The 18,595-nt window shown below is 72.2% G+C and carries 18 protein-coding genes; 4 read left to right on the top strand and 14 right to left on the bottom strand.

Annotated features, from left to right (window positions below; all coding sequences use genetic code 11):
- The first annotated feature begins 48 nt into the window (after window positions 1-48).
- A complete protein-coding gene (locus tag AA23TX_RS33010; protein WP_155546634.1) occupies window positions 49-1,086 on the top strand; it encodes a zinc-dependent alcohol dehydrogenase family protein in 1,038 nt (345 codons plus the stop codon).
- Between the two features lie 54 nt (window positions 1,087-1,140).
- On the opposite strand, the gene AA23TX_RS33005 is transcribed toward AA23TX_RS33010, so the two are convergent.
- The 3 genes from AA23TX_RS33005 to AA23TX_RS49745 are packed head-to-tail and all read right to left on the bottom strand — an operon-like array spanning window position 1,141 to window position 2,979.
- Entirely contained in the window at window positions 1,141-1,839 is a 699-nt protein-coding gene (locus tag AA23TX_RS33005) for a CBS domain-containing protein (protein WP_230862835.1), read from the bottom strand.
- 11 nt (window positions 1,840-1,850) lie between these two features.
- A complete protein-coding gene (locus AA23TX_RS33000; RefSeq protein WP_155546632.1) occupies window positions 1,851-2,357 on the bottom strand; it encodes a universal stress protein in 507 nt (168 codons plus the stop codon).
- Between the two features lie 22 nt (window positions 2,358-2,379).
- Window positions 2,380-2,979, bottom strand: coding sequence for an Rv1733c family protein (locus AA23TX_RS49745; protein WP_196425635.1), 600 nt, complete (start codon window positions 2,977-2,979; stop codon window positions 2,380-2,382).
- A 207-nt stretch (window positions 2,980-3,186) separates the two neighbouring features.
- Here AA23TX_RS49745 and AA23TX_RS32990 point away from each other — a divergent pair, with 207 nt between their 5' ends.
- The gene (locus tag AA23TX_RS32990; RefSeq protein ID WP_155546631.1) at window positions 3,187-3,594 is read left to right on the top strand and encodes a CBS domain-containing protein; all 408 of its coding nucleotides are present in this window, start codon (window positions 3,187-3,189) and stop codon (window positions 3,592-3,594) included.
- A gap of 3 nt (window positions 3,595-3,597) precedes the next feature.
- Here AA23TX_RS32990 and AA23TX_RS32985 read toward each other — a convergent pair whose 3' ends face one another.
- Window positions 3,598-4,584, bottom strand: coding sequence for an Acg family FMN-binding oxidoreductase (locus AA23TX_RS32985; protein WP_155546630.1), 987 nt, complete (start codon window positions 4,582-4,584; stop codon window positions 3,598-3,600).
- Between the two features lie 173 nt (window positions 4,585-4,757).
- Here AA23TX_RS32985 and AA23TX_RS32980 point away from each other — a divergent pair, with 173 nt between their 5' ends.
- Window positions 4,758-5,270, top strand: a complete 513-nt coding sequence (locus AA23TX_RS32980; protein WP_155546629.1) for a DinB family protein — start codon at window positions 4,758-4,760, stop codon at window positions 5,268-5,270.
- Between the two features lie 4 nt (window positions 5,271-5,274).
- Here the strand turns inward: AA23TX_RS32980 and AA23TX_RS32975 are convergent, their stop codons facing one another.
- Genes AA23TX_RS32975 through AA23TX_RS32960 form a run of 4 tightly spaced genes read right to left on the bottom strand, consistent with a single transcriptional unit; the run spans window position 5,275 to window position 9,447 of the window.
- Window positions 5,275-6,708, bottom strand: coding sequence for an MBL fold metallo-hydrolase RNA specificity domain-containing protein (locus tag AA23TX_RS32975; RefSeq protein WP_155546628.1), 1,434 nt, complete (start codon window positions 6,706-6,708; stop codon window positions 5,275-5,277).
- A gap of 17 nt (window positions 6,709-6,725) precedes the next feature.
- Entirely contained in the window at window positions 6,726-8,318 is a 1,593-nt protein-coding gene (locus tag AA23TX_RS32970) for an ABC transporter permease (protein ID WP_155546627.1), read from the bottom strand.
- The gene (locus tag AA23TX_RS32965) at window positions 8,315-9,217 is read right to left on the bottom strand and encodes an ABC transporter ATP-binding protein (RefSeq protein ID WP_155546626.1); all 903 of its coding nucleotides are present in this window, start codon (window positions 9,215-9,217) and stop codon (window positions 8,315-8,317) included. Before AA23TX_RS32965 ends, AA23TX_RS32970 begins: the two co-directional genes overlap by 4 nt.
- Window positions 9,214-9,447 (bottom strand): hypothetical protein, encoded by a 234-nt coding sequence (locus tag AA23TX_RS32960; protein ID WP_439328783.1) that lies wholly within the window; start codon window positions 9,445-9,447, stop codon window positions 9,214-9,216. The genes AA23TX_RS32965 and AA23TX_RS32960 overlap by 4 nt, the downstream gene beginning before the upstream one ends.
- 172 nt (window positions 9,448-9,619) lie before the next feature.
- On the opposite strand from AA23TX_RS32960, the gene AA23TX_RS32955 reads away from it, so the two are divergent.
- Complete coding sequence (locus AA23TX_RS32955; protein ID WP_155546625.1) at window positions 9,620-10,084, top strand: universal stress protein; 465 nt, start codon at window positions 9,620-9,622, stop codon at window positions 10,082-10,084.
- A gap of 28 nt (window positions 10,085-10,112) precedes the next feature.
- Here AA23TX_RS32955 and AA23TX_RS32950 read toward each other — a convergent pair whose 3' ends face one another.
- From AA23TX_RS32950 to AA23TX_RS32925, 6 genes are all read right to left on the bottom strand, one after another.
- On the bottom strand, window positions 10,113-10,700 hold the full coding sequence (locus tag AA23TX_RS32950; protein ID WP_155546624.1) for a DUF3800 domain-containing protein: 588 nt from the start codon (window positions 10,698-10,700) through the stop codon (window positions 10,113-10,115).
- Window positions 10,701-11,031: 331 nt separating this feature from the next.
- Entirely contained in the window at window positions 11,032-13,710 is a 2,679-nt protein-coding gene (locus AA23TX_RS32945) for a cation-translocating P-type ATPase (protein WP_155546623.1), read from the bottom strand.
- A 2-nt stretch (window positions 13,711-13,712) separates the two neighbouring features.
- On the bottom strand, window positions 13,713-14,426 hold the full coding sequence (locus AA23TX_RS32940; protein WP_155546622.1) for a hypothetical protein: 714 nt from the start codon (window positions 14,424-14,426) through the stop codon (window positions 13,713-13,715).
- Window positions 14,423-14,806, bottom strand: a complete 384-nt coding sequence (locus tag AA23TX_RS32935) for a hypothetical protein (protein ID WP_155546621.1) — start codon at window positions 14,804-14,806, stop codon at window positions 14,423-14,425. The genes AA23TX_RS32940 and AA23TX_RS32935 overlap by 4 nt, the downstream gene beginning before the upstream one ends.
- A gap of 4 nt (window positions 14,807-14,810) precedes the next feature.
- On the bottom strand, window positions 14,811-15,896 hold the full coding sequence (locus AA23TX_RS32930) for an acetate/propionate family kinase (RefSeq protein WP_155546620.1): 1,086 nt from the start codon (window positions 15,894-15,896) through the stop codon (window positions 14,811-14,813).
- A gap of 14 nt (window positions 15,897-15,910) precedes the next feature.
- Window positions 15,911-18,538, bottom strand: coding sequence for a bifunctional acetate--CoA ligase family protein/GNAT family N-acetyltransferase (locus AA23TX_RS32925; protein ID WP_155546619.1), 2,628 nt, complete (start codon window positions 18,536-18,538; stop codon window positions 15,911-15,913).
- Window positions 18,539-18,595: the final 57 nt, after the last annotated feature.

The raw sequence follows: 18,595 nt of genomic DNA, 5'->3' as shown, positions 1-18,595 counted from the left end.
CCCGCCGACCGGCGGGCGCCCTTTCCCCTGCCCGGAGAACGAGGAGAAATGAAGGCACTCGTGTACGACGGCCCCGGCCGGCGCAGCTGGACCGACCACGCCGACCCCGAACTCACCGCGCCCACCGACGCCATCGTCCGCGTCGACGCGGTCACCATCTGCGGCACCGACCTGCACATCCTCAAAGGCGACGTCCCCGAGGTCGAGCGCGGCCGGGTCCTCGGCCACGAAGCGGTCGGCACGATCACCGAGATCGGCTCCGCGGTGACTACGGTGAAGCCCGGCGACAAGGTCCTGGTCTCCTGCATCTCCGCGTGCGGCCGGTGCGAGTACTGCCGGTCCGCGGCCTACGGCCAGTGCCTCGGCGGCGGGGGCTGGATCCTCGGCCACACGACCGACGGCGTCCAGGCCGAATACGCACGCGTCCCGTTCGCCGACACCTCGACGTACGTGCTGCCGCCCGGGGTGAGCGACGAATCCGCGCTGATGCTGGCCGACATCGTTCCGACGTCTTACGAGGTCGGCGTGCGCAACGGCGGCGTGAAGCCCGGCGACACCGTGGTGATCGTCGGCGCCGGCCCGATCGGGCTCGCCGCCATCACCAACGCCCAGCTGTTCTCGCCCAGCACGATCATCGTGGTGGACAAGGAACCGGCCCGCCTCGACGCGGCGAAGTCGTTCGGCGCCGACGTGCTGGTGCAGCCGGGCGACGCGGCGGCCGCGGTGGCCGAGGCCAGTGGCGGGCTCGGCGCGGACGTCGCCATCGAGGCCGTGGGCGTTCCGGAGACGTTCGAACTGTGCACTCGTCTCGTCCGCCCCGGCGGACACGTGGCGAACGTCGGCGTGCACGGCGCCCCGGCGACGCTGCACCTCGAGGAGCTGTGGATCAAGAACATCACGATCACGACGGGCCTGGTCGACACGTCCAGCACGCCGATGCTGCTGCGCATGCTGGCCGCGGGCCGGCTGGACACCAGCCGGTTCATCACCCACCGGTTCGGGCTCGACGAAATGGACGAGGCCTACGACGTCTTCGCCCACCCGCAGGACAGCAACGCGCTGAAGGTCGCCCTGTTCCACGGCTGATCACACACCGAAGCGGCCACCGTCCATTCAGGGCGGTGGCCGCTTCGGTGGACCTCAGTTGTGCGGTTTGTGCGCGCTCAGGATCCCGACCGGCCCCGGCGGCCCCGGGGACACGCCCCGGTCGTCGAAGCGGCCCTTCAGGGTGTGCCGCACCTCCACGACCCCGTCGACCCGGCGGATCAGCGCCACGATCACCGGGATCATGCTCTCCCGCTCGACGGTGCCGTTGAGCGTCACGATGCCGTTGTGCACCGAGACGTACAGAGAAGCCGGGTCCATGGCCATCTCCCGCAGCAGCACCTCTTCCCGGACCTCGTCCCGGATCTCCCGGTCGGTCCGCAGGAAGACCCGGAGCAGGTCCGAGCGAGACACCACGCCGACGAGCTTGCCCTCGTCATCGACCACCGGCAGGCGGTGGAAGTGGTGCTCCTCCAGCAGTTTCGCGGCCACTGTGACGTCGTCGTCGGCACGGACGACGATAGGCGGCTTCGTCATCAGGTCGGCGACGAACGCCGCTCCCGCCTTCCGCTTCGCTTGCCGGGAGCCGGGCTTGAGCAAGCCGTGCGGGGCCTCGCGCTCGAGCAGATCGCCTTGGGAGACGACGCCGAGGACGAGCCCGTCGTCGTCGACCACGGGGGCGCCGCTGATGTTCCAGGTGGCCAGCAGGACGGCGACGGCCTTGAACGGGGTGTCCGGCCCGACGGTGGTGACGTCGGTCGTCATGACCGAACCCACTTTGCGGCGACTGGGCATCTTGACCTCCTTCACAGCAGCGGGCCCGGGTAGTAGTTGCCCACGGGCTCCGGCGTCGCGGCCGTTTCCGGTTCCGGGACGGTCCGTGCCGGGATGACCACCACGGGGCAGCTCGCCTCGCGCAGGCAGTGTTCGGCCACCGAGCCGACGAGCAGCTTCAGCAGCCGGCCGCGGCCGTGGCTGCCGAGCACGAGCATCGCCGCGGTCTTCGACGCCTCCTCCAGCGCCACCGTGGCCGAATGTTCGGCCAGTTCGGCCCGGATGGTCACGTCCGGATGCTCGGCCCGCACTTCGCCGACGACCTCGTCGAGCTGACGCCGCTCGCGGTCGGCGACGGTCTCCGGCGATCCGGCGACCGCCGCACCGAGGTCGGCGACCGGCTCGAACGACCACGCGCGCAGTGCGACCACCTGGCGGCCGCTCTGCGCGGCCTCGGACACCGCCCAGCGCAGGGCGGCCACGCTGACCGCCGAATGGTCCACGCCGACGACGATGTCGCCTTGGTTTGCCGTTGTCATGGGAATTCACCTTCTCCTGTTCTCAAGAATGGGTGTTCGGGTCGAGCTGGTGGAACCACTCGTGCTGCCATTGGGCGAACCGGAGGCGGTCGAGTGAAAACACGGCCAGCCGGTAGCAGAGCGCGAGCAGTGCCAGCGCGCCGAGCCAGAGGCCCAGCCCGAGGACTACCGCGTCGATGACGACACCCGCGCTGCTGAGCGGGGGATCCACCGGGCTGCCGGCGCGATCCACCCAGATGTCGAGGGTGTGTCCCTTGAGTGTGCCCTCGTCGGCGACGACCTTGCCGACGCGGCGGGTTCCGTCCGGAAGCAGCCAGGCCGCGTCGGTGGGGCGGCCGTTGCCGACGACGCCGGCACGCGAGTTCACCGTGATGTCCGGCCCGTCGGCGAGCAGGGTGGCGGTCACCCGCGTGCGCTCGCTGACCTGCTGGGCCGACTCGTCTTGCTGCCGCGCATAGGTTTCCGAGCCGATGGAGGCGGCGACCGGCAGCGCGGCGAGCGCGAGCAGCACCACGGAGACCAGCAGCCCGGCCTGGAACCGGTCCGAGGCCCGCGCCACCGAACCGCGTCGGGGCAGGACGGTGCGCCACATCCGCGCGATCGAATTCGACGACGTGCTCATGGGTCCTGCCCTCTCCGGTCGGAAGCCCTTGGTACCACCAGGATCATCGATTTCCGGCGCCGCACGAAGAGGCCTTGGACCCCGGCGTGCGGGGACCTGCCCACCTTCCTCTCGAGGCCCTCTGAAGGCGCACCGGGGACTTAGGACCCTGTACCGCAAGCGGGCGCCGAGGGATGGTCGGAGACCCCACGGAAGGGAGCACCGATCATGCGTGCCCGCGACATCATGACCACCCCGACGTTCGCGTTGACACCCTCCGCGACGCTCGAAGAAGCGGCCGAGATGATGACCTCGCACGGGTTCACCACGATGCCGATCGTCGACGCCGGCGGGCAACTCCTCGGCCTGCTGTCCGAAGCGGACATCCTGCGGGCGCCGGACCCGCCCGGAGATCCCGACACGGGCGTCATGCTCGGCGGTGAGCCGCGCACGGCCGGCTCGGTGATGCGCGAGCACGGCTTGGCCGTGCCTGCCGACCTCGAGGTGCGTGAGGTCGCCAGGCTGATGACCGACGCCGACGTGCGCTCCACGCCGGTCGTCGACGGTGGGCACGTCGTCGGCATGGTGACCTTCCAGGACGTGCTGCGCGCACTCGCCGGCATCCGGCGGAGCTGACGCTCAGCTCGCCGGCACGTCCGGTCCGGTGCGGTGGGTCAGCACGTCCTCGATCGGCCGCCGGGCCGTGAGCCGGGTCGGCGAGCCGTAGCCGATGCGCAGGAGGGTGTGCGGCTGACCCATTCCGCCGAAGATCCGGTCGAGCGACTCCCGCGTCCGCGGGGTTTCGAAAGGCTGCGACAGGAAGGATGTCGCCAGGCCTTCGGCGGTCGCGGTCAGCAGCACGCGCTGCATCGCCATCCCGGCCCGGACCTCCGCGTGCGGACCCCGATCCCGGGTCAGAACCACGCCGAGCAACGGGTCCTGCTCGTACTCGCGCGGCGGCAGGTTCTCGTTCTCGTGCGACACGCGCAACGTCACGACCCCCGGCCCGTACGGGGGCGGCCCGGACGCGACCCGCGGCACACCGTCGGGGCCGTCGGGCTCTCGATGGGTCCAGAACGCCGCTTCCGCCCGGAAGGCCACGTCGTCCTCCTGCAGCGCCTCGGCCTGCCGGACCAGCGCCGCCACCGTGCTGTACCGGCCGGACACGTTGAGGTACTCGACCTGCCCACCTTCCTGCAGTGCCGCGGACTTCAGCGCGGTCCGCGCCGCGGACGGCACCTCCTTGTCCAGCATCGGCCGGCGGTTGGTGTGGCGGCGGAACACGGCTTCGGCGAGCTTGCGCTCGAACGCGGTGGCCTTCTGGTTGCCGTCGAGCCGGATCACCGCGACCAGGTCGGGCTCGGCCGGGTCCGGCAGCATCCGCACGATCACGGCGAGCCCGTTGGCCCGCAGGCAGATGACGAGGTTGAACGCCGCCGCACCGCAGGCGAGCCGCGCTTCGCGCCCGTGCGGGTCGGCGACGCCCAGGACGCGGTCGCGGTCCAGCCAGACCTCGATCACCTCGTGCTCGACGACGAACCGCCAGGGCTGGGTGTTGTGCGGCGACGGCGCGCGCACGGCCGAAGCGAGGGCCTGGTCGAACACGGTGGGCAGTGATCGGGTCATCGCGAGCTCCGGGTGGCTGGGGGACGAACACACCCAGCATCACCGGTGGCCTCACACCGCGACGATGGTCGCGCGTCACGATCCGGAGGGACCAAAGACCCCCGGCCCGGTTGCTGAGACCGGTTTCAGCCGGCCAATGGGATGCTCGACCGGCGCGAGCGGAGGGCCGAACCATGGACCGGCAAGCGGTGCACGAGCAGTGGGAGCGCGACCGCGCCACCCTCCACGAACTCGTGGCCACCGCGACGGCCGCCGACCTTCGCCGCCGGTCGGCGGGAACCCGGTGGACCAACCGGCAGCTGCTCTTCCACCTCGTGTTCGGCTACCAGATCGTGCGTGCCCTGCTGGTGCTGGTTCGCCTCTTCGGCCGGCTACCCGACCCCGTCAGCCGTCGCTTCGCCGCCGCGCTGAACGCGGCCACTCCCCCCTTCCACGCGATCAACTACCTCGGGTCCTGCGGTGGCGGCCAGATCGGACCCCGGCGCGCGGCCGCCTGGCTCGACCACATCATCGCCTCACTGCACCGCAGCTTGGACCGGGCCACCGAGGCCGACCTCGCCCGCGGGATGCACTACCCGACCCGGTGGGATCCCTTCTTCCAGGCCACCATGACGATGGCCGACGTCTACCGCTACCCGAGCCTCCACTTCGCCTTCCACCGGCAACAGCTCACCCTCGACGGGTAGCGGCTCAGCACAGCACACGCTCCCCGTCCTCCGGGACCACCACGCACCAGCCGGCTTCCGCGTGCAAGGCCTTCGCGAACGCGTGCGAAGCTGCCTTCTCCCCTTCGACGACGAAAGCCGTCTCGGGTGGCGGTGTCGCCGTCGCCCAGGCGAGCACCTCCGCCGGTCCCGCGAATTCGCCGGTACTCCCCAGCGCGGTCACCTCGGCCCGGACCGGCACGTACCGGCCGTGGATCTTGAGCTGGCGGGTCCCGCTCGCGAGCTGTGCCGCGCGGGTTCCCGGCACCGGCGTGCCCAGCAGTAACACCCCGTTGCGCGGGTCCGGCAGCAGCTCGGCGAGGTGCCGCAGCACGCGGCCGGAGTCCGCCGTCGCCAAGCCCGCCACGACGATCGACGGCCGGTCGGGCACCTGCTCGACCAGCCCGGCGGGAACGCCGGCGCGCCCGCCACGGTGCAGCTCGTGCCGGCGTTCCCGCTCGGCCCGCCGGTGGACTTCGACGGCCGAGAGACCGGCGGGGCTGTCCAGCACCACCGGCAGCTTCGGGATCTCCCCCGCGGCCATCAGCTCTTCCAGCATCGTCAGCAGCTCTTCGCCACCGACCGCGGACGCCGGGACGAGGACGTTGCCGCCTCGTTTCACCGCGCGGTGCACGGCCGCGGCGAACCGGCCGGCCAGATGGCCGTCGCCGGGCGGTGACGGCGCGGCCAGCACCAAGGCATCCGACCGCGGCCGCGGATCCGGCGGACACAGCAACGCGTGCTCCGCCGCGCCGAGCGGGCCGGCGAACACGACCGACCGGCCGTCGGCCCGGATCCGTACCCAGGCCGCCCCGAGCTGCCCGCCGGCGCGCCCGAACTCGAACTCCGCGCCGTCGATCTTCTGCAGGGTGCCGTACTCGACCGGCCGCACCAGGGCGACCGCCCGGGCGACGTCTTCCGCGCGGAACGGCGGCACGGCCGGGCCGGGTCCGGCCCAGCCGCCCGCCTCGGCGGCGAGCGCGTCTTCGGTGAACTGCGTCGCGGCGTCGGACAACGCGACCGGGAGCAACGCGGCGGTTCCCGGTGCGGCGAACACCGGGCCGTGCCAGCCTTCGGCGACCAGCTGCGGCAGGAACCCCGAGTGCCCGAGGTCGGCGCTCGGCAGGATGATCGCGTCGAGCGCGTGCAGCTCGCCCGGTGCGGGCGAGAAGTTACGGCGCCACAACGCGTCCGGGCCGGCGAACAGGCCGCAGCCGACCAGGACGCGGGTGCCGGGCAGCTCGAGGAGGTGGCGGGCGCCGGTGGCCCCGCCGAGGAAGGTCAGCGCGGGGTCGAGGTGCGACGCCGGCCGGTGACCGGTCACGTGCAGCGGCCCCGGCCACGGGCTGGTGCGGTACCGCACGGACGCACGGCGAGCGGCGCTGAGCGCGGCGGCGCGGGATCCTTGGGCATCGGACATCGTTTCTTCCCTTCACCTCAGCCGGCGACGTCACGCCGCCGGAACGCCGCCACGCCCGCCGCGACCAGCACCGCGCCCAGCGCGGTGAGCCAGAGCAGCGGGGCGACCTGGACAGTCGCGCCTGGCAGCTTCGGCAAGTGGGTGAACGGCGACAGGTCCAGCACCCACTGGTCCAGCTTCAGCAACGTGCCGAACTCGCCGAGCAGAAGGAACGTCGTCAGCGCGACCCAGGCGAAGGCGACCGCCCGCGCCAGGAAGCCGAACAGCACCGCCGCGATCCCGGCGAGCACCCAGACCGCGGGCAGCTGGGCCAGGCCGGCGCCGGCCAACCGGGCGACCTCGGTGCCGGGCGTGCCAAGGCGGACCCCGTATGCCAGCCCGGCGGTGACGCCCAAGGACGTCAGCAGCACGACGGGCGCGCCCGCGGCGAGCAGCAGGTACCCCGCCATCAGCCGCCGGCGGTCGAGCGCGGTGGCCAGCAGCGGATCGACGCGCAGCGCCCGCTCCTCGCTCCGGAAGCGGACCAGGACGGTGATCGCGTACGCCGACGTGATGACGGCCGCCATCGAGAGCTCGGCCGCGAGGAAGGCGTCCTCCATCGCCTGTTCGCCGCCGAGAGCGGCGATCAGCGCCCGGGCGCCCGCGCTGTCGAGCATCTTCCCGACGTTGCCCGCGAGCCCGCCCAGGACCAGTCCCAGCAGGACGTACCCGGCCAGCCAGGCGCCCAGGTTCGCGCGGTTGAGGCGCCACACCAGTCCCCACGCGCCGGCCAAGGAGCGACCAGCGTGCGCCGGGCCCGCCCGGTCCGGCAGCAGCCCGGCGTCGAGGTCGCGGGCCCGGGCCGCCGCGACGGCCACCACGACGAGCGCGGCCGCGACCAGCAGCGGGAGGACCAGGACCCACCAGACGTCGCCCGCGAAGGGCCGGACCTGCTGGGTCCACCCGATCGGCGAGCCCCAGGACAACCAGCGCGGACCGGCGGAGTCGCCCACCGCCCGCAGAAAGTACGCGGCGAGCAGGGCGACGACGGCGAGTCCCGACGCCGCTCGCGCGCTCTTGGTCAGCTGGGCGGTCAGCGCGGCGAGCCCGCCGAAGACGAGCCCGGCGCCCGCCCAGCCGAAGCCGAACGCCAGCGAACCCGCCGGCGGCAACCCCGCCACCGCGAGCCCGGCACCACTGAAGACACCTATGACCAGGCTCGACACCGCCGTCACGACGACTGCCGCCGCCAGCCCGGCGAAGCGGCCGACCACGGCGGAGCCGAGCAGCTCCCGCCGTCCGGCCTCCTCCTCGGCCCGGGTGTGCCGGACCGCGGTGAAGATCATCAGCAGCGCGATCAGGGCCGCGCCGAACGCGGTCAGCTTGAACACGGACGTCGCGCCGAGCGTCGGTTCGTACACCGGGCCGTAGAGCGCCACCAGGGCCGGGACCGAGTTGATGCTGTCGGTCGCACCCTGCTGGTCCTCAGCGGCCGGGTAGATCGCCGCGGTCGCCGCCGCCGAAGACGCCGCCACGGCGGCGAACACCGCGGTCCACACCGGCAGCCGGACCCGGTCCCGGCGCAAGGCCAGCCGGACCAGCGCGCCGGTGCCGGTGAGCGTGCCGCTCATACCGGCATCACTTCCGGTTCGCTCCGGTAGTGCCGGAGGAACAGCTCTTCGAGCGTCGGGGGTCGGCTGATGAGGCTGTGCGCGCCTGCTTTGCTCAGCGCCCCGAGCACAGTGGGGAGTGCGGCGGCGTCGACGCTCAGCCGGACCTCGTCACCGGCCACGGTGACCCCGTGCCCTCCGAGCAGCCGGACCAGTTCGGCCGGTGAGCCGGTCAACCGGGCGGCGATCGAGGTGCGGGTGAGGTGGCGGAGCTCGTCGAGGCTGCCTGAATCGACCAGGCGGCCGGCCCGGATGATGCTGACCCGGTCGCAGAGGGCCTCCGCCTCGGACAGGATGTGGCTGGACAGCAGGATCGTGCGGCCCCGCTCGCGCTCCTCGCTGATGCACTCGCGGAAGATCTGCTCCATCAACGGGTCGAGCCCGCTGGTGGGCTCGTCGAGCAGCAACAGTTCGACGTCGGACGCGAGAGCGGCGACGACCGCGACCTTCTGCCGGTTGCCCTTCGAATAGGCCCGGCCCTTGACCCGCGGGTCGAGCTCGAACCGGTCCAGGTACCGCTGGCGGCGCTTCGGGTCCAGCCCGCCGCGCAGGCGGCCGAGCAGGTCGATCACCTCCCCGCCGGTGAGGTTCGGCCACAGCGACACCTCCCCCGGCACGTACGCGAGCCGCCGGTGCAGCGCGACGGCGTCACGCCAGGGGTCGCCGCCCAGGAGGCGCAGCTCACCGGCGTCGGCGCGCAGCAGGCCCAGCAGCACCCGCAGCGTGGTCGTCTTCCCGGCGCCGTTCGGCCCGAGGAAGCCGTGCACTTCACCGGTTTCGACGGTCAGATCGAGCCCGTCGAGCGCTCGGGTGTGCCCGAAGGACTTCCGGAGGTCCCGGATCTCGATCGCGGTGGTCATCGTGTGCTCTCCAAGAAGATTCTGCGCTCGGCCGAGGTGATGGCCGCACGCGCCGGACCGAGGACGTCGGGGTTGACCGAGATCGACGTGCTGCCGAAGCGGACCAGGTGCTCGGCGAAGCCGGGCTTGCTCGAGGGCGCCTGGCCGCGCAGCGACGAGGTGATGCCTCGGTCCCGGGCGAGCACGGCGAGCTGCTCGTGGGTCAAGGCTGCCGGTGCTGCGGTGGTCATCGCGGTCACTCCCGGGCGCGGAGCCGGGCGCTCCGCTCATTTCATGGTGGGTCTTCGCGGTGCCCGGCCACCGGAGCACAAAGTCCCCGGCTCCGGCGGATTTCGGCCTCTACCGGCGTTCGTCCGGGAGGCGCACGATCGCGGTGACACCGAAGAGAAAGTGAGACCTGCCATGACTTCGCCGAAACCGCGTACGGGCCGCGTCATCGTCGTCGGGACGGACGGCACCCCCCGCGGCGACGCGGCCTTGAGGTGGGCGCTCGACGTCGGCGCGCACGCCGGGGACGTCGTCCGCGCGATCCTCGTCCGGCCCCGCGACACGCTACTGCCCGGAACGTCCTTCGCGATCCAGCCACACGGCCGCGTGCCGGAAGCGGGCTACTCGCTGGACGACCACATCGCCGGCATGGGCATCGAAACCGAGGCCGCGATCGAGGCCCGCACGGTCCACGGCGACCCGGCGACCGAGCTGGTGACGGCGTCGGCCGACGCGGACCTGCTGGTGCTGGGCACCCACCGCGGCGGCGCGGTGACGGACCTGGTGCTGGGCAGCGTCGGGCGCGAGTGCGTCCGGTTCTCCCGCTGCCCGGTGGTGGTCATCACCCCCGAGGCGGCCCGCCACCTCACCCCGGCCTGAACACCACGACATTCAGTCGCCGGGTTCCTCAAGCCGCAGGGATCCCGGCGTCTTCGTAGTAGTCCCAGCCGTGGTGCGGCAGATCGTACTCTCCGCCCTGGTGCCATCGAGTCGTATCGCCGCAGACACGCCAATAGAGGTTCGCGAGGTCGGGCGGCCAGAGCGTGAGACCCGTCCCGCCGACCCGCCCGTACTTGTCCCGCGACGCGATACGTAGCAGATCGGGCATCAGTCCGGTCGCGTACGGACTGCCCGCGATCGCACCGACCGTCACGCCCGCGACAAGGTCAGCGAGCTGAAGTTGAGGGACGTGGTGGGACGGCGCCATCAGAATCGGCAGCACGATCTGCGTCGGCGCGTTGAATTTGGTTCCCTGAGTCGTGAGCGGAAGTGTCTCCGCGAGCCAAGCGTGTTGTTCAGCCGAGTTACCGCCCGGCTCGTCCGCGATGAGGACTCCTCGCCCCAGCGGATCCTGGTTTTTCAGGAAGTTGGACACCTTGTCGTAGAGGAATCCCAGAACTGTGGCACGTACCCGGGCCACCTCCCATTCGACGCGGCCCCGTGCCCACACTACCGAGATCGACTTCGCCCCGGCCTCGACCGCCGCTTCGATCATCCTGCGCTGCAGCTAGGCGCGCACCGACCTGCCTTCTGCGGTCTTGAACCAGCTGCCACCTTTGGGGCTCCACTTGATTTCGGCCGTATCGGGAACCCCGAGTTCCACCCTGACCGACTTTATCCGGTCGCCGTAAAGTGCCACGGTCTCGTCAGGAAAGAGCACCGCGCCCAAACCGACCAGGTGCCCCAGGCCCGGTCTGCTTGGATTCAGTTGTTCGGAGTCGTCGGTTAGGACCAACCACATGGGACACCACCGGCCTCGGACGAAACAGTCGTCACCTTGAATCGCTCGAAGCCGGCAGTTCGTAACAACCGGACGTCCCGAAGACTCATGCTCCGCCGCGGCGGGTGGCCCAGCGGAACAGCTCGTCCGCGCCCCACACCAGGACCGGCATCGGCAGCATCAGCGCGATCACCCACGCCGGCAACGCCGCCGTCCCGAACAGCGACTGCAGTGGCGGCAGGTAGATCAACGCCGCCGCGAACACCAGCTCGAAGACGATCCCGCCCAGCAGCAGCCGGTTCGTCGTCAAGCCGACGGCCCGCAGCGAAACCCGCTCCGTGCGGGACGCGAACGCCGTACCGATCTGGCAGAACACGATCGCCGCGAAGCTCGCCGTCGTCGCCTGGAGGTACGCGTGGTGCAGCGGGGCTCCGGCCGAGACGTCCGCGCCCGGGTGCCAGCCCGCCGCGTACAGCACCGCGAAGAACGCTCCCAGCACCAGGACTCCCGACAGCAGGCCCATGATGCCCCAGGCCCGCAACAACATCCGGCCGGTGACCACGCCTTCGGAACGACGCCGCGGACGTCGGGACATCAGGCCCGGCTCGGCGGGCTCACGGCCCAGCGCCAGTGCCGGCAGGGTCTCCGTGCCCAGGTCGATGGCGAGGATCTGCAGGACCGTCAGCGGCAGCGGGATCATCCCGCCCGACACCGCGAACAGCAGGAACGGCAGGACCTCCGGCACCGCGTGGGCGAAGATGTAGAGCACGAACTTCCGGACGTTGTCGAAGACCCGCCGCCCCTCCCGCACGCCGGCGACGATGGTCGCGAAGTTGTCGTCGGTCAGCACCACCGTCGCCGCTTCCTTCGCCACGTCCGTGCCGCCGATGCCCATCGCCACGCCGATGTCCGCGCGACGCAGGGCCGGTGCGTCGTTGACGCCGTCGCCGGTCATCGCCACGACCTCGCCGCAGTCGCGCAGCGCGTCGGCGATGCGCAGCTTGTCCTCCGGTGCCGCGCGGGAGAACACGATCTCGCCGCCCGCGGTGAGCGCCTCGTCGAGGGCCGGTTCCGGCATCCGGGCGAGCTCGTCGCCGCTGATGACGCGGTCTGCGCCGATCCCGACGCGGCGGGCGATCTCCGCCGCCGTCAAGCCGTTGTCCCCGGTCACGACGTGGACGGTGATGCCCGCCGAATGGCAGTCCGCGACCGCGGCGGCCACCTCCGGACGCGGTGGGTCGACCAGGCCGACGAGACCGAGCAGGCACAGGCCCGATTCCGCTTCGTCGCGGCTCCCCGGGACCGACGGCACCTCGCGCCGGGCCACGGCCAGCACGCGCAGCGCCCGGCCCGCCATCTCGTCGACGCGCTCGATGATCCGGTCCCGCAGTGCGTCCGTCAGGGGCACCTCCGCGCCGGAGGCATCGAAGGCCGAAGCACACCGCGGCACCACCTGTTCGGGCGCGCCTTTGGTGGCCACGAACAGCGAACCAGCCACGAAGTCCACCGTCGACATCCGTTTGAGCCGGGGGTCGAACGAGTACAGGATCTTCCGCGCGGTTTCCCGGGCCGCCGGGTCGAGTGCGGTCCCGTGGTCGGCCGCGTAGCCCAGGAGGGCCAGCTCCGTCGGATCGCCGTTTTCCGAGGTGAGGTCGGCGGTGCTGCAGCGAGCGAGCGACGAAGCCAGCTCCTCAGGTTCGCCCAGCGGCTCGCCCAGCCCGTCCCGGACCTCTTCGACGTGCATCGCGTTGCGGGTCAGGGTTCCGGTCTTGTCGGTGCAGATGACCGTCGTGGAACCCAGGGTCTCCACCGCGGAAAGCCGTTTGACCAGCGCGCCCTCCTTGGCCATCGACCGGACCCCGGCGGCCAGGGCGAGGGTGATCGTCGGCAGGAGTCCTTCGGGGACGTTGGCGACGAGCAGGCCGATCGCGAACACGAACGCGGCCGACCACGACAGCCCGGCCAGCCAGCCCAGCGGCAGGAACCCGATGCCGACCACGATGGCGACGCCGGCGATCAGCCACGCGACCCGGCGCACCTGCCGTTCGAGGGGGCTTTCCGCGCGCCCCACCCGGGCCGAGAGCGAGGCGATCCGGCCGATCTCGGTGTGCCGTCCGGTGGCGTGCACGACCGCGTGTGCGGCGCCGGCGACGCACACCGTGCCGCTGAACACGAGCACCGGCGACTCCAGCGGCCGGGTCGCGTCGTCGTGGACGTCGGCCATCCGCGTCACTGGCGCCGACTCCCCGGTCAGCATCGACGCGTCGACGTCGAGGGTGCCCTCGACCAGCCGGGCATCCGCCGGGACGCGGTCGCCCTCGGCGAGCACCAGCACGTCCCCGGGCACGATCTCGGTCGCGGGCACGTGCCAGACGCTGCCGTCGCGCAGCACCGCCGCGCGGTCGGGCAGGTACCGGCCGAGCGCTTCCACGGCCTTCTCCGCCTGCTGCTCCTGGACGAATGCCAGCAGGCCGTTGAGCACGATGACCCCGACGATCGCGATCGCGAGGTTCGTCGTCCCGGCGAACCAGGCGAGTCCCGCCGCGACCCACAGCAGCAGGGCGAGTGGGTGGATCAGCTGCCGCAGGAGAGCCAGCGGCCACTTCGCCCCGCCGTGGGACGGCAGCGCGTTCGGACCGTTCACTTGGAGACGGCGTGCGGCTTCGCGGGCGGTCAGGCCGGTGACATCGGTGCGCAGATCCCGCAGCAGGCGGGCGACGGGCTCGCGCGCGTCGACCTCGGGAGCGGCGTCAGCGACGGGTTTCGCCCTCAGGTGCATGGTCATCGTCAGGAGTTCCTTCGCTTCGGGGTGGCGAGGCCGACCAGGAGGACGGCTTGCGGGACACCGGGCAGCAGCGATTCCTCGAGCTCGCGCTCCCGGGGCGGCCGGACCGGCAGGGCCTGCGAGGAGAACCCGCGGACTGCCGCGGCGAGCCGGGTCGAGTGCAGTGCGGCACCGGCCAGGACGTGGTGGCCACGGCTGTCACCGGAGGTGGTGATCAGCACCGACGAATGCCCGGCGACATCGGTGCCGAAGTGCGAAAGGACCGGTGCCCACTCCGGACGGACGATCCGGACGGCCGTGTCCGGCCAGAAGTCGTCCGCGGCCAGCGCGCCCAGGACGGCCAGGCTGACCGGCCGCAGCTGCCCGTCGGTGCCGACTTTGCGCAGCGCCGCGTACCGCGCCCATTCGCTGCTGGAAGCATCACGGTGAGCACCGACCCGGACGACGGCCGCGACGTCGGGGCGGTCCGGATCGTCCGGGAAGGCGAGCTCGGGTTCGCGGCCCAGCACCCGGACGACGGTCCAGATGGTCGACAGCGCGGCTCCGCATTCGAGGAGGGCGGCGTTGCCCGCCCGGTCGTGCCGGGCGGGTGACTCGGTCAGGACGATCTCGTCCGGCCGGACTTCCGCGACGCACCGGTTCGGGCCGAGCCGCACCAGCGCGTCGGCGAGCACGGCCCGGGACGAGCGGTCCCAGCGGAACCCCGGCGTGGTCATCCGCCGAGGTGTCTCGAGGCGGCCCGGCAGGTGGCCGGCAGCCCGTCGACGTCGATCACGGTGACGCGGGTTTCGAGCCCGTCCGGGACTTCCGCCCCCACGTCCGGGTCCGGAGAGACCAGCGCGACCGGCACGTGGTCGCGGATAGCGCACACGACACCGTATTCGCGGGCGGTCAGCTCCGTGCCCTGGCCGCGGACGTCGACGAGCAGGTCGGGCTGGGCGAAGGGCTCGTCGAGCGGGCAGCGGCCGCCCACCGCGAGCGCGCGGCACAGCCCGGCACGGTTGTGGCACCGGCTGACCAGGCAGCCGGCGTCACGCAGGGGCTGCACCAGGAAGTCGGCGTCCCCGAAGGATGATTCGGTCAGCAGGACGTGCATGACTTCACCTCACGCTCACTCGGGCGAGCGCCTCTTCGGCGCCGCGGGCCAGCTCCAGGTCTTCCCTGGGCAGGACGATCAGGGCGGGCACCGGTGAGTCCGGCGCGGTGATCACGCGGTCGAGTTCGGTGCGCGGGACGTCTCCGGCGCGCAGGCCGAGCACGTCGAGTCCACTGAGGACCGACGTGATCACCGCCGGCTGGTGCTCGGCGACGCCGCCGGTGAACACGACGGCGTCCAACCGGGAGAGGCTCATCGCGGCCGCGCCGATCTCACGGCGGAGCCGGTGCCGGTAGACGTCGAGCGCGACCTCCGCGTCCCGCTCCCCGCGCTTCGCCGCGGCCAGCACCCGGCGCAGGTCGCCGTTGGTGCCGCTCATCCCGGCCAGCCCGGAGCGGTGGAACAACGCGTCGGCCATCTCCGCCGGGCTCATCGGCACCGTCTGCATCACGTGCAGCAGCAGACCGGGGTCGATCGAGCCGGACCGGGTGGCCATCATCGCGCCTTCGAGCGGGGTGAAGCCCATGCTCGTGTCGACGCCGTGGCCGTCGCGGATCGCCGTCACCGACACCCCGGCTCCGACGTGGGCGCAGACGATCTGCAGGTCGTGCGGCGCGCGGCCGAGCAGCTCGCCGGTGCGGCGCAGGGCGTATTGGCACGAGAGGCCGTGGAACCCGTAGCGGCGCAGGCGGTTCTGCGCCGTCCACGACCGCGGCAGCGGATAGCGTGCCGCGGCTTCGGGCATCCGGGCGTGGAACGCGGTGTCGAAGCAGGCCACCACCGGAACATCCGGCAGCAGCCGCCGGACTTCACGAGTGACGGTCAGCGACAGCGGCTGGTGGTTCGGCGCGAGCGAGGTGAGCCGTTCGAGGTTCGCCAGCAATGCGTCGTCCACTCTCGCGGGTGCCTTCTGCAAGCCGCCGTGCACGAACCGGACGGCGACGGCGTCCACCTCGGACCAGCGGCGGATCGCCTGGGCGACCGCACCGGGGTCGGCCAGGTCCCACGCCGTCCAGCCGACGGCGGTGCCGTCGGCGACGAGCGAGACCTTCATGCTCGAGGAGCCCGGGTTCAGGGTCAGGACACGCACGGTTTCCTCCGGTTTCAGTCGCGCAGGCGGCGCAGGAACGGATCGGCGGACGCGTCCGGCTCGAACCGGGCGCGAACGTCGAGCGCCACGCAGCCGTCCGCCCGCACGCGCACGGGGTTGAGGTCCAGCTCGGCCAGCTCGGGCACCAGCTCGGCGAGCCGGCTGACCTTCAGCAGCAGATCCCGCACCGCGGCCCGGTCGAGCTGCCCGGCCCACAGCGCTTTCGACGCGCGCAGGCCGTTGAGCAGCAGGTCCGCATCGGCGCCGGTGAGCGGCGCGAGCCGGGCGGCGTGGTCGGCGATCAGGTCGGTGTCGACGCCGCCGAGGCCGAGCACGACCAAGGGCCCGAAGACGGGGTCCGAGCGCACCCCGACCAGCAGCTCGCGGCCGGGCTCGGCCATCGGCTGCACCGTCACCCCGCGCAGGGCCGACCCGAAGCGGGACCTCAGCGTGCGGAACGCCTCCATGATCCGGTCGGCGCCGTGCACGTTCAGCAGGACACCGCCGCCGGCGGTCTTGTGCAGGAGGCCGTCGGCGTCGGCCTTCAGCACGACCGGCGAGCCCAGGTCGGCGGCCGCCGCGTCCATCGAGTCGCCGGCCTCGACGTAGTGGGTCTCCACCATCGGGATGTCGGCCAGGCGCAGCAGTTCGACGGCGTCGGCGGGCGAGAGCCACCCCTCGCGCCCGGCGGCGAACGCCCGCAGTGCGTCGGGATCTTCCAGCGGGGCCAGGGCGTCCTCGGTCTCGGGGCGGTTCAGCCACTGCTCGTACCGGACGAGCCGGGCCAGTACCGCGGCCGCCGCGGCCGGGTCGTCGTAGCAGGCCGTCACACCGGTGCCGGGCACCAGCGGCGCCACCCGGGCCCGCTGACCGGGACGGACCGCGAAGACGGTCTTGTACTCCGGCGGCAGCACCGCCGCCAGCGATGTACCGGGGTCGCCGACCGCGGTACGCACGGTCGCGGCGATGACTGCATCGACACCGTCGTCGGCAAGCACAGCACGCAGCGCCTCGGCGAACACCTCCGCGGAGACTGCCGCGGTCGTGTCGACCGGGTTGCGGACCGCGGCTTCGGCTGGGAGCACCTTCGTGAGCCGGTTCTGCGTGTCTTCGGACAGGTCCGCCATGACCAGGCCTTCGCGTTCGCAGGCGTCGGCGGCCAGTACGCCGGCGCCGCCGGCGTTGCTGACCACGGCCACGCGCGGACCGCCCGGCAACAGCTGCCAGGACAGCCCGGCGATGACGTCGACCAGCTCGGCGACGGTGTCCACGGCGATCACGCCGGCCTGCTCGAACAGCGCGTCCCGGGTGACGGCGGGAGTCGCGGCCGCGGCGGTGTGCGAAGCCGCCGCGCGCTGGGCGGTGTCGCCGCTGCCGGAGCGAACGGCGAGCACCGGGCGCGTCCGGGCGAGCCCACGGGCCAGGCGACCGAACTTGCGGGGGTTGCCGAAAGACTCGAGGTAAAGCACCGCGACCTCGGTGCGGAGGTCGGCGGTCCACCACATCAGCAGGTCGTTGCCGCTGACGTCGTACTTGTCCCCGGTGGACACCAGCGTCGACATGCCGAGGCCGAGGCCGTCGAGGGATTCGGCGAGGGCGATGCCGACTCCCCCGGACTGGGTGACGACGCCGATGTTGCCGGGCTTCACGCTGCTGCCCAGGAAAGTCAGGTCGAAGGGGCACGCCGGGTCGGTCGAAAGGACGCCCAGGCAGTTCGGGCCCACCAGCCGCATGCCGTACTCGCGCACCGCCGCGCGGACCCGGTCGCCGTGCTCGGTGCCGGTCAGTCCCGAGGAGATGACGACGACCGCACGGACACCCCGTTTACCGCATTCTTCGACCGCCTCGGCGGCGGCCGGCGCGGGCAGGCAGACCACCGCGAGCTCGGGGGTCCGGGTCAGCTCCGCGACCGACGGGACACACGGCACTCCGAGGATGACGCGGGCGTGCGGGTTCACCACCTCGACCGGGCCCCGGTAGCCGGAGGCGGCCAGGTTGGCCAGCACCGCGTGCCCCACCGAGCCGGGGCGCCGGCCGGCGCCGATCACGGCGATCGAGGACGGCTTGAGCAGGTGCGCCAGGCTGGCCGCGTCGGCGACGGAGTCGCGCTTCAGCACGGCGTCCAGGTATGCGGGGTCCTCGTCGAGGATCATCACGACGTCGCGTTCGGGGCCGCCGATGCTCGCTTCGAAGCTGAGCCCGAGGTCCCTGAAGACGTGGAGCACCTTGGCGTTCTCGGCGAGCACCTCGGCGAGGAACCGTTTCAGGCCGGTCTTCCGGGCGTGGGAGACGAGGTGCTCCATCAGCAGGGTCGCGACGCCCAGGGTGCGCACGGCGGCGTCCACCACGAGCGCGACCTCGGCGTCGGTGGAATCCTTCAGTACTTCGTAGTTCGCGACGCCGACGAGCTCACCGCGCCGGTAGCAACCCACGGCGTAGTGGCCGGGGCCCGGGTCGGCGGCGATCCCGGCGGCCAGTTTGTCCAAACCGGACGGCGCACCGAAGAACCGGAAGTAGGTGTCCTGCTGGGTGAGCCGGGTGTGCAGGCTCAGCACCTCGGCGGTGTCGGCCGGGTGCAACGGGCGCACGAGCACCACGTCGCCGTCGGCGAGCAAGGCTCGGGAGCCTGCCTCCACGCTCATCGTGTCTCCTTGACACCTGAGGGTGGGCGCGGCCGGAATGGGCCGCGCCCACCGCGG

This window comes from Amycolatopsis camponoti (assembly GCF_902497555.1).
GTDB lineage: Bacteria > Actinomycetota > Actinomycetes > Mycobacteriales > Pseudonocardiaceae > Amycolatopsis > Amycolatopsis camponoti.
This window is presented reverse-complemented; position numbering and strand designations above follow the sequence as displayed.

Bases quoted from the DNA above. Each gene is read 5' to 3' on its own strand.
- AA23TX_RS32940 (WP_155546622.1), bottom strand. From the start codon at position 14,426: ATGACCACGCCGGGGTTCCGCTGGGACCGCTCGTCCCGGGCCGTGCTC.
- AA23TX_RS32970 (WP_155546627.1), bottom strand. From the start codon at position 8,318: ATGAGCGGCACGCTCACCGGCACCGGCGCGCTGGTCCGGCTGGCCTTG.
- AA23TX_RS32925 (WP_155546619.1), bottom strand. From the start codon at position 18,538: ATGAGCGTGGAGGCAGGCTCCCGAGCCTTGCTCGCCGACGGCGACGTG.
- AA23TX_RS49745 (WP_196425635.1), bottom strand. From the start codon at position 2,979: ATGAGCACGTCGTCGAATTCGATCGCGCGGATGTGGCGCACCGTCCTG.
- AA23TX_RS32950 (WP_155546624.1), bottom strand. From the start codon at position 10,700: ATGATCGAAGCGGCGGTCGAGGCCGGGGCGAAGTCGATCTCGGTAGTG.
- AA23TX_RS32960 (WP_439328783.1), bottom strand. From the start codon at position 9,447: ATGACCACCGCAGCACCGGCAGCCTTGACCCACGAGCAGCTCGCCGTG.
- AA23TX_RS32985 (WP_155546630.1), bottom strand. From the start codon at position 4,584: ATGACCCGATCACTGCCCACCGTGTTCGACCAGGCCCTCGCTTCGGCC.
- AA23TX_RS33000 (WP_155546632.1), bottom strand. From the start codon at position 2,357: ATGACAACGGCAAACCAAGGCGACATCGTCGTCGGCGTGGACCATTCG.
- AA23TX_RS32980 (WP_155546629.1), top strand. From the start codon at position 4,758: ATGGACCGGCAAGCGGTGCACGAGCAGTGGGAGCGCGACCGCGCCACC.
- AA23TX_RS32955 (WP_155546625.1), top strand. From the start codon at position 9,620: ATGACTTCGCCGAAACCGCGTACGGGCCGCGTCATCGTCGTCGGGACG.
- AA23TX_RS32990 (WP_155546631.1), top strand. From the start codon at position 3,187: ATGCGTGCCCGCGACATCATGACCACCCCGACGTTCGCGTTGACACCC.
- AA23TX_RS32975 (WP_155546628.1), bottom strand. From the start codon at position 6,708: ATGTCCGATGCCCAAGGATCCCGCGCCGCCGCGCTCAGCGCCGCTCGC.
- AA23TX_RS32965 (WP_155546626.1), bottom strand. From the start codon at position 9,217: ATGACCACCGCGATCGAGATCCGGGACCTCCGGAAGTCCTTCGGGCAC.
- AA23TX_RS32945 (WP_155546623.1), bottom strand. From the start codon at position 13,710: ATGACCATGCACCTGAGGGCGAAACCCGTCGCTGACGCCGCTCCCGAG.
- AA23TX_RS32935 (WP_155546621.1), bottom strand. From the start codon at position 14,806: ATGCACGTCCTGCTGACCGAATCATCCTTCGGGGACGCCGACTTCCTG.
- AA23TX_RS33010 (WP_155546634.1), top strand. From the start codon at position 49: ATGAAGGCACTCGTGTACGACGGCCCCGGCCGGCGCAGCTGGACCGAC.
- AA23TX_RS33005 (WP_230862835.1), bottom strand. From the start codon at position 1,839: ATGCCCAGTCGCCGCAAAGTGGGTTCGGTCATGACGACCGACGTCACC.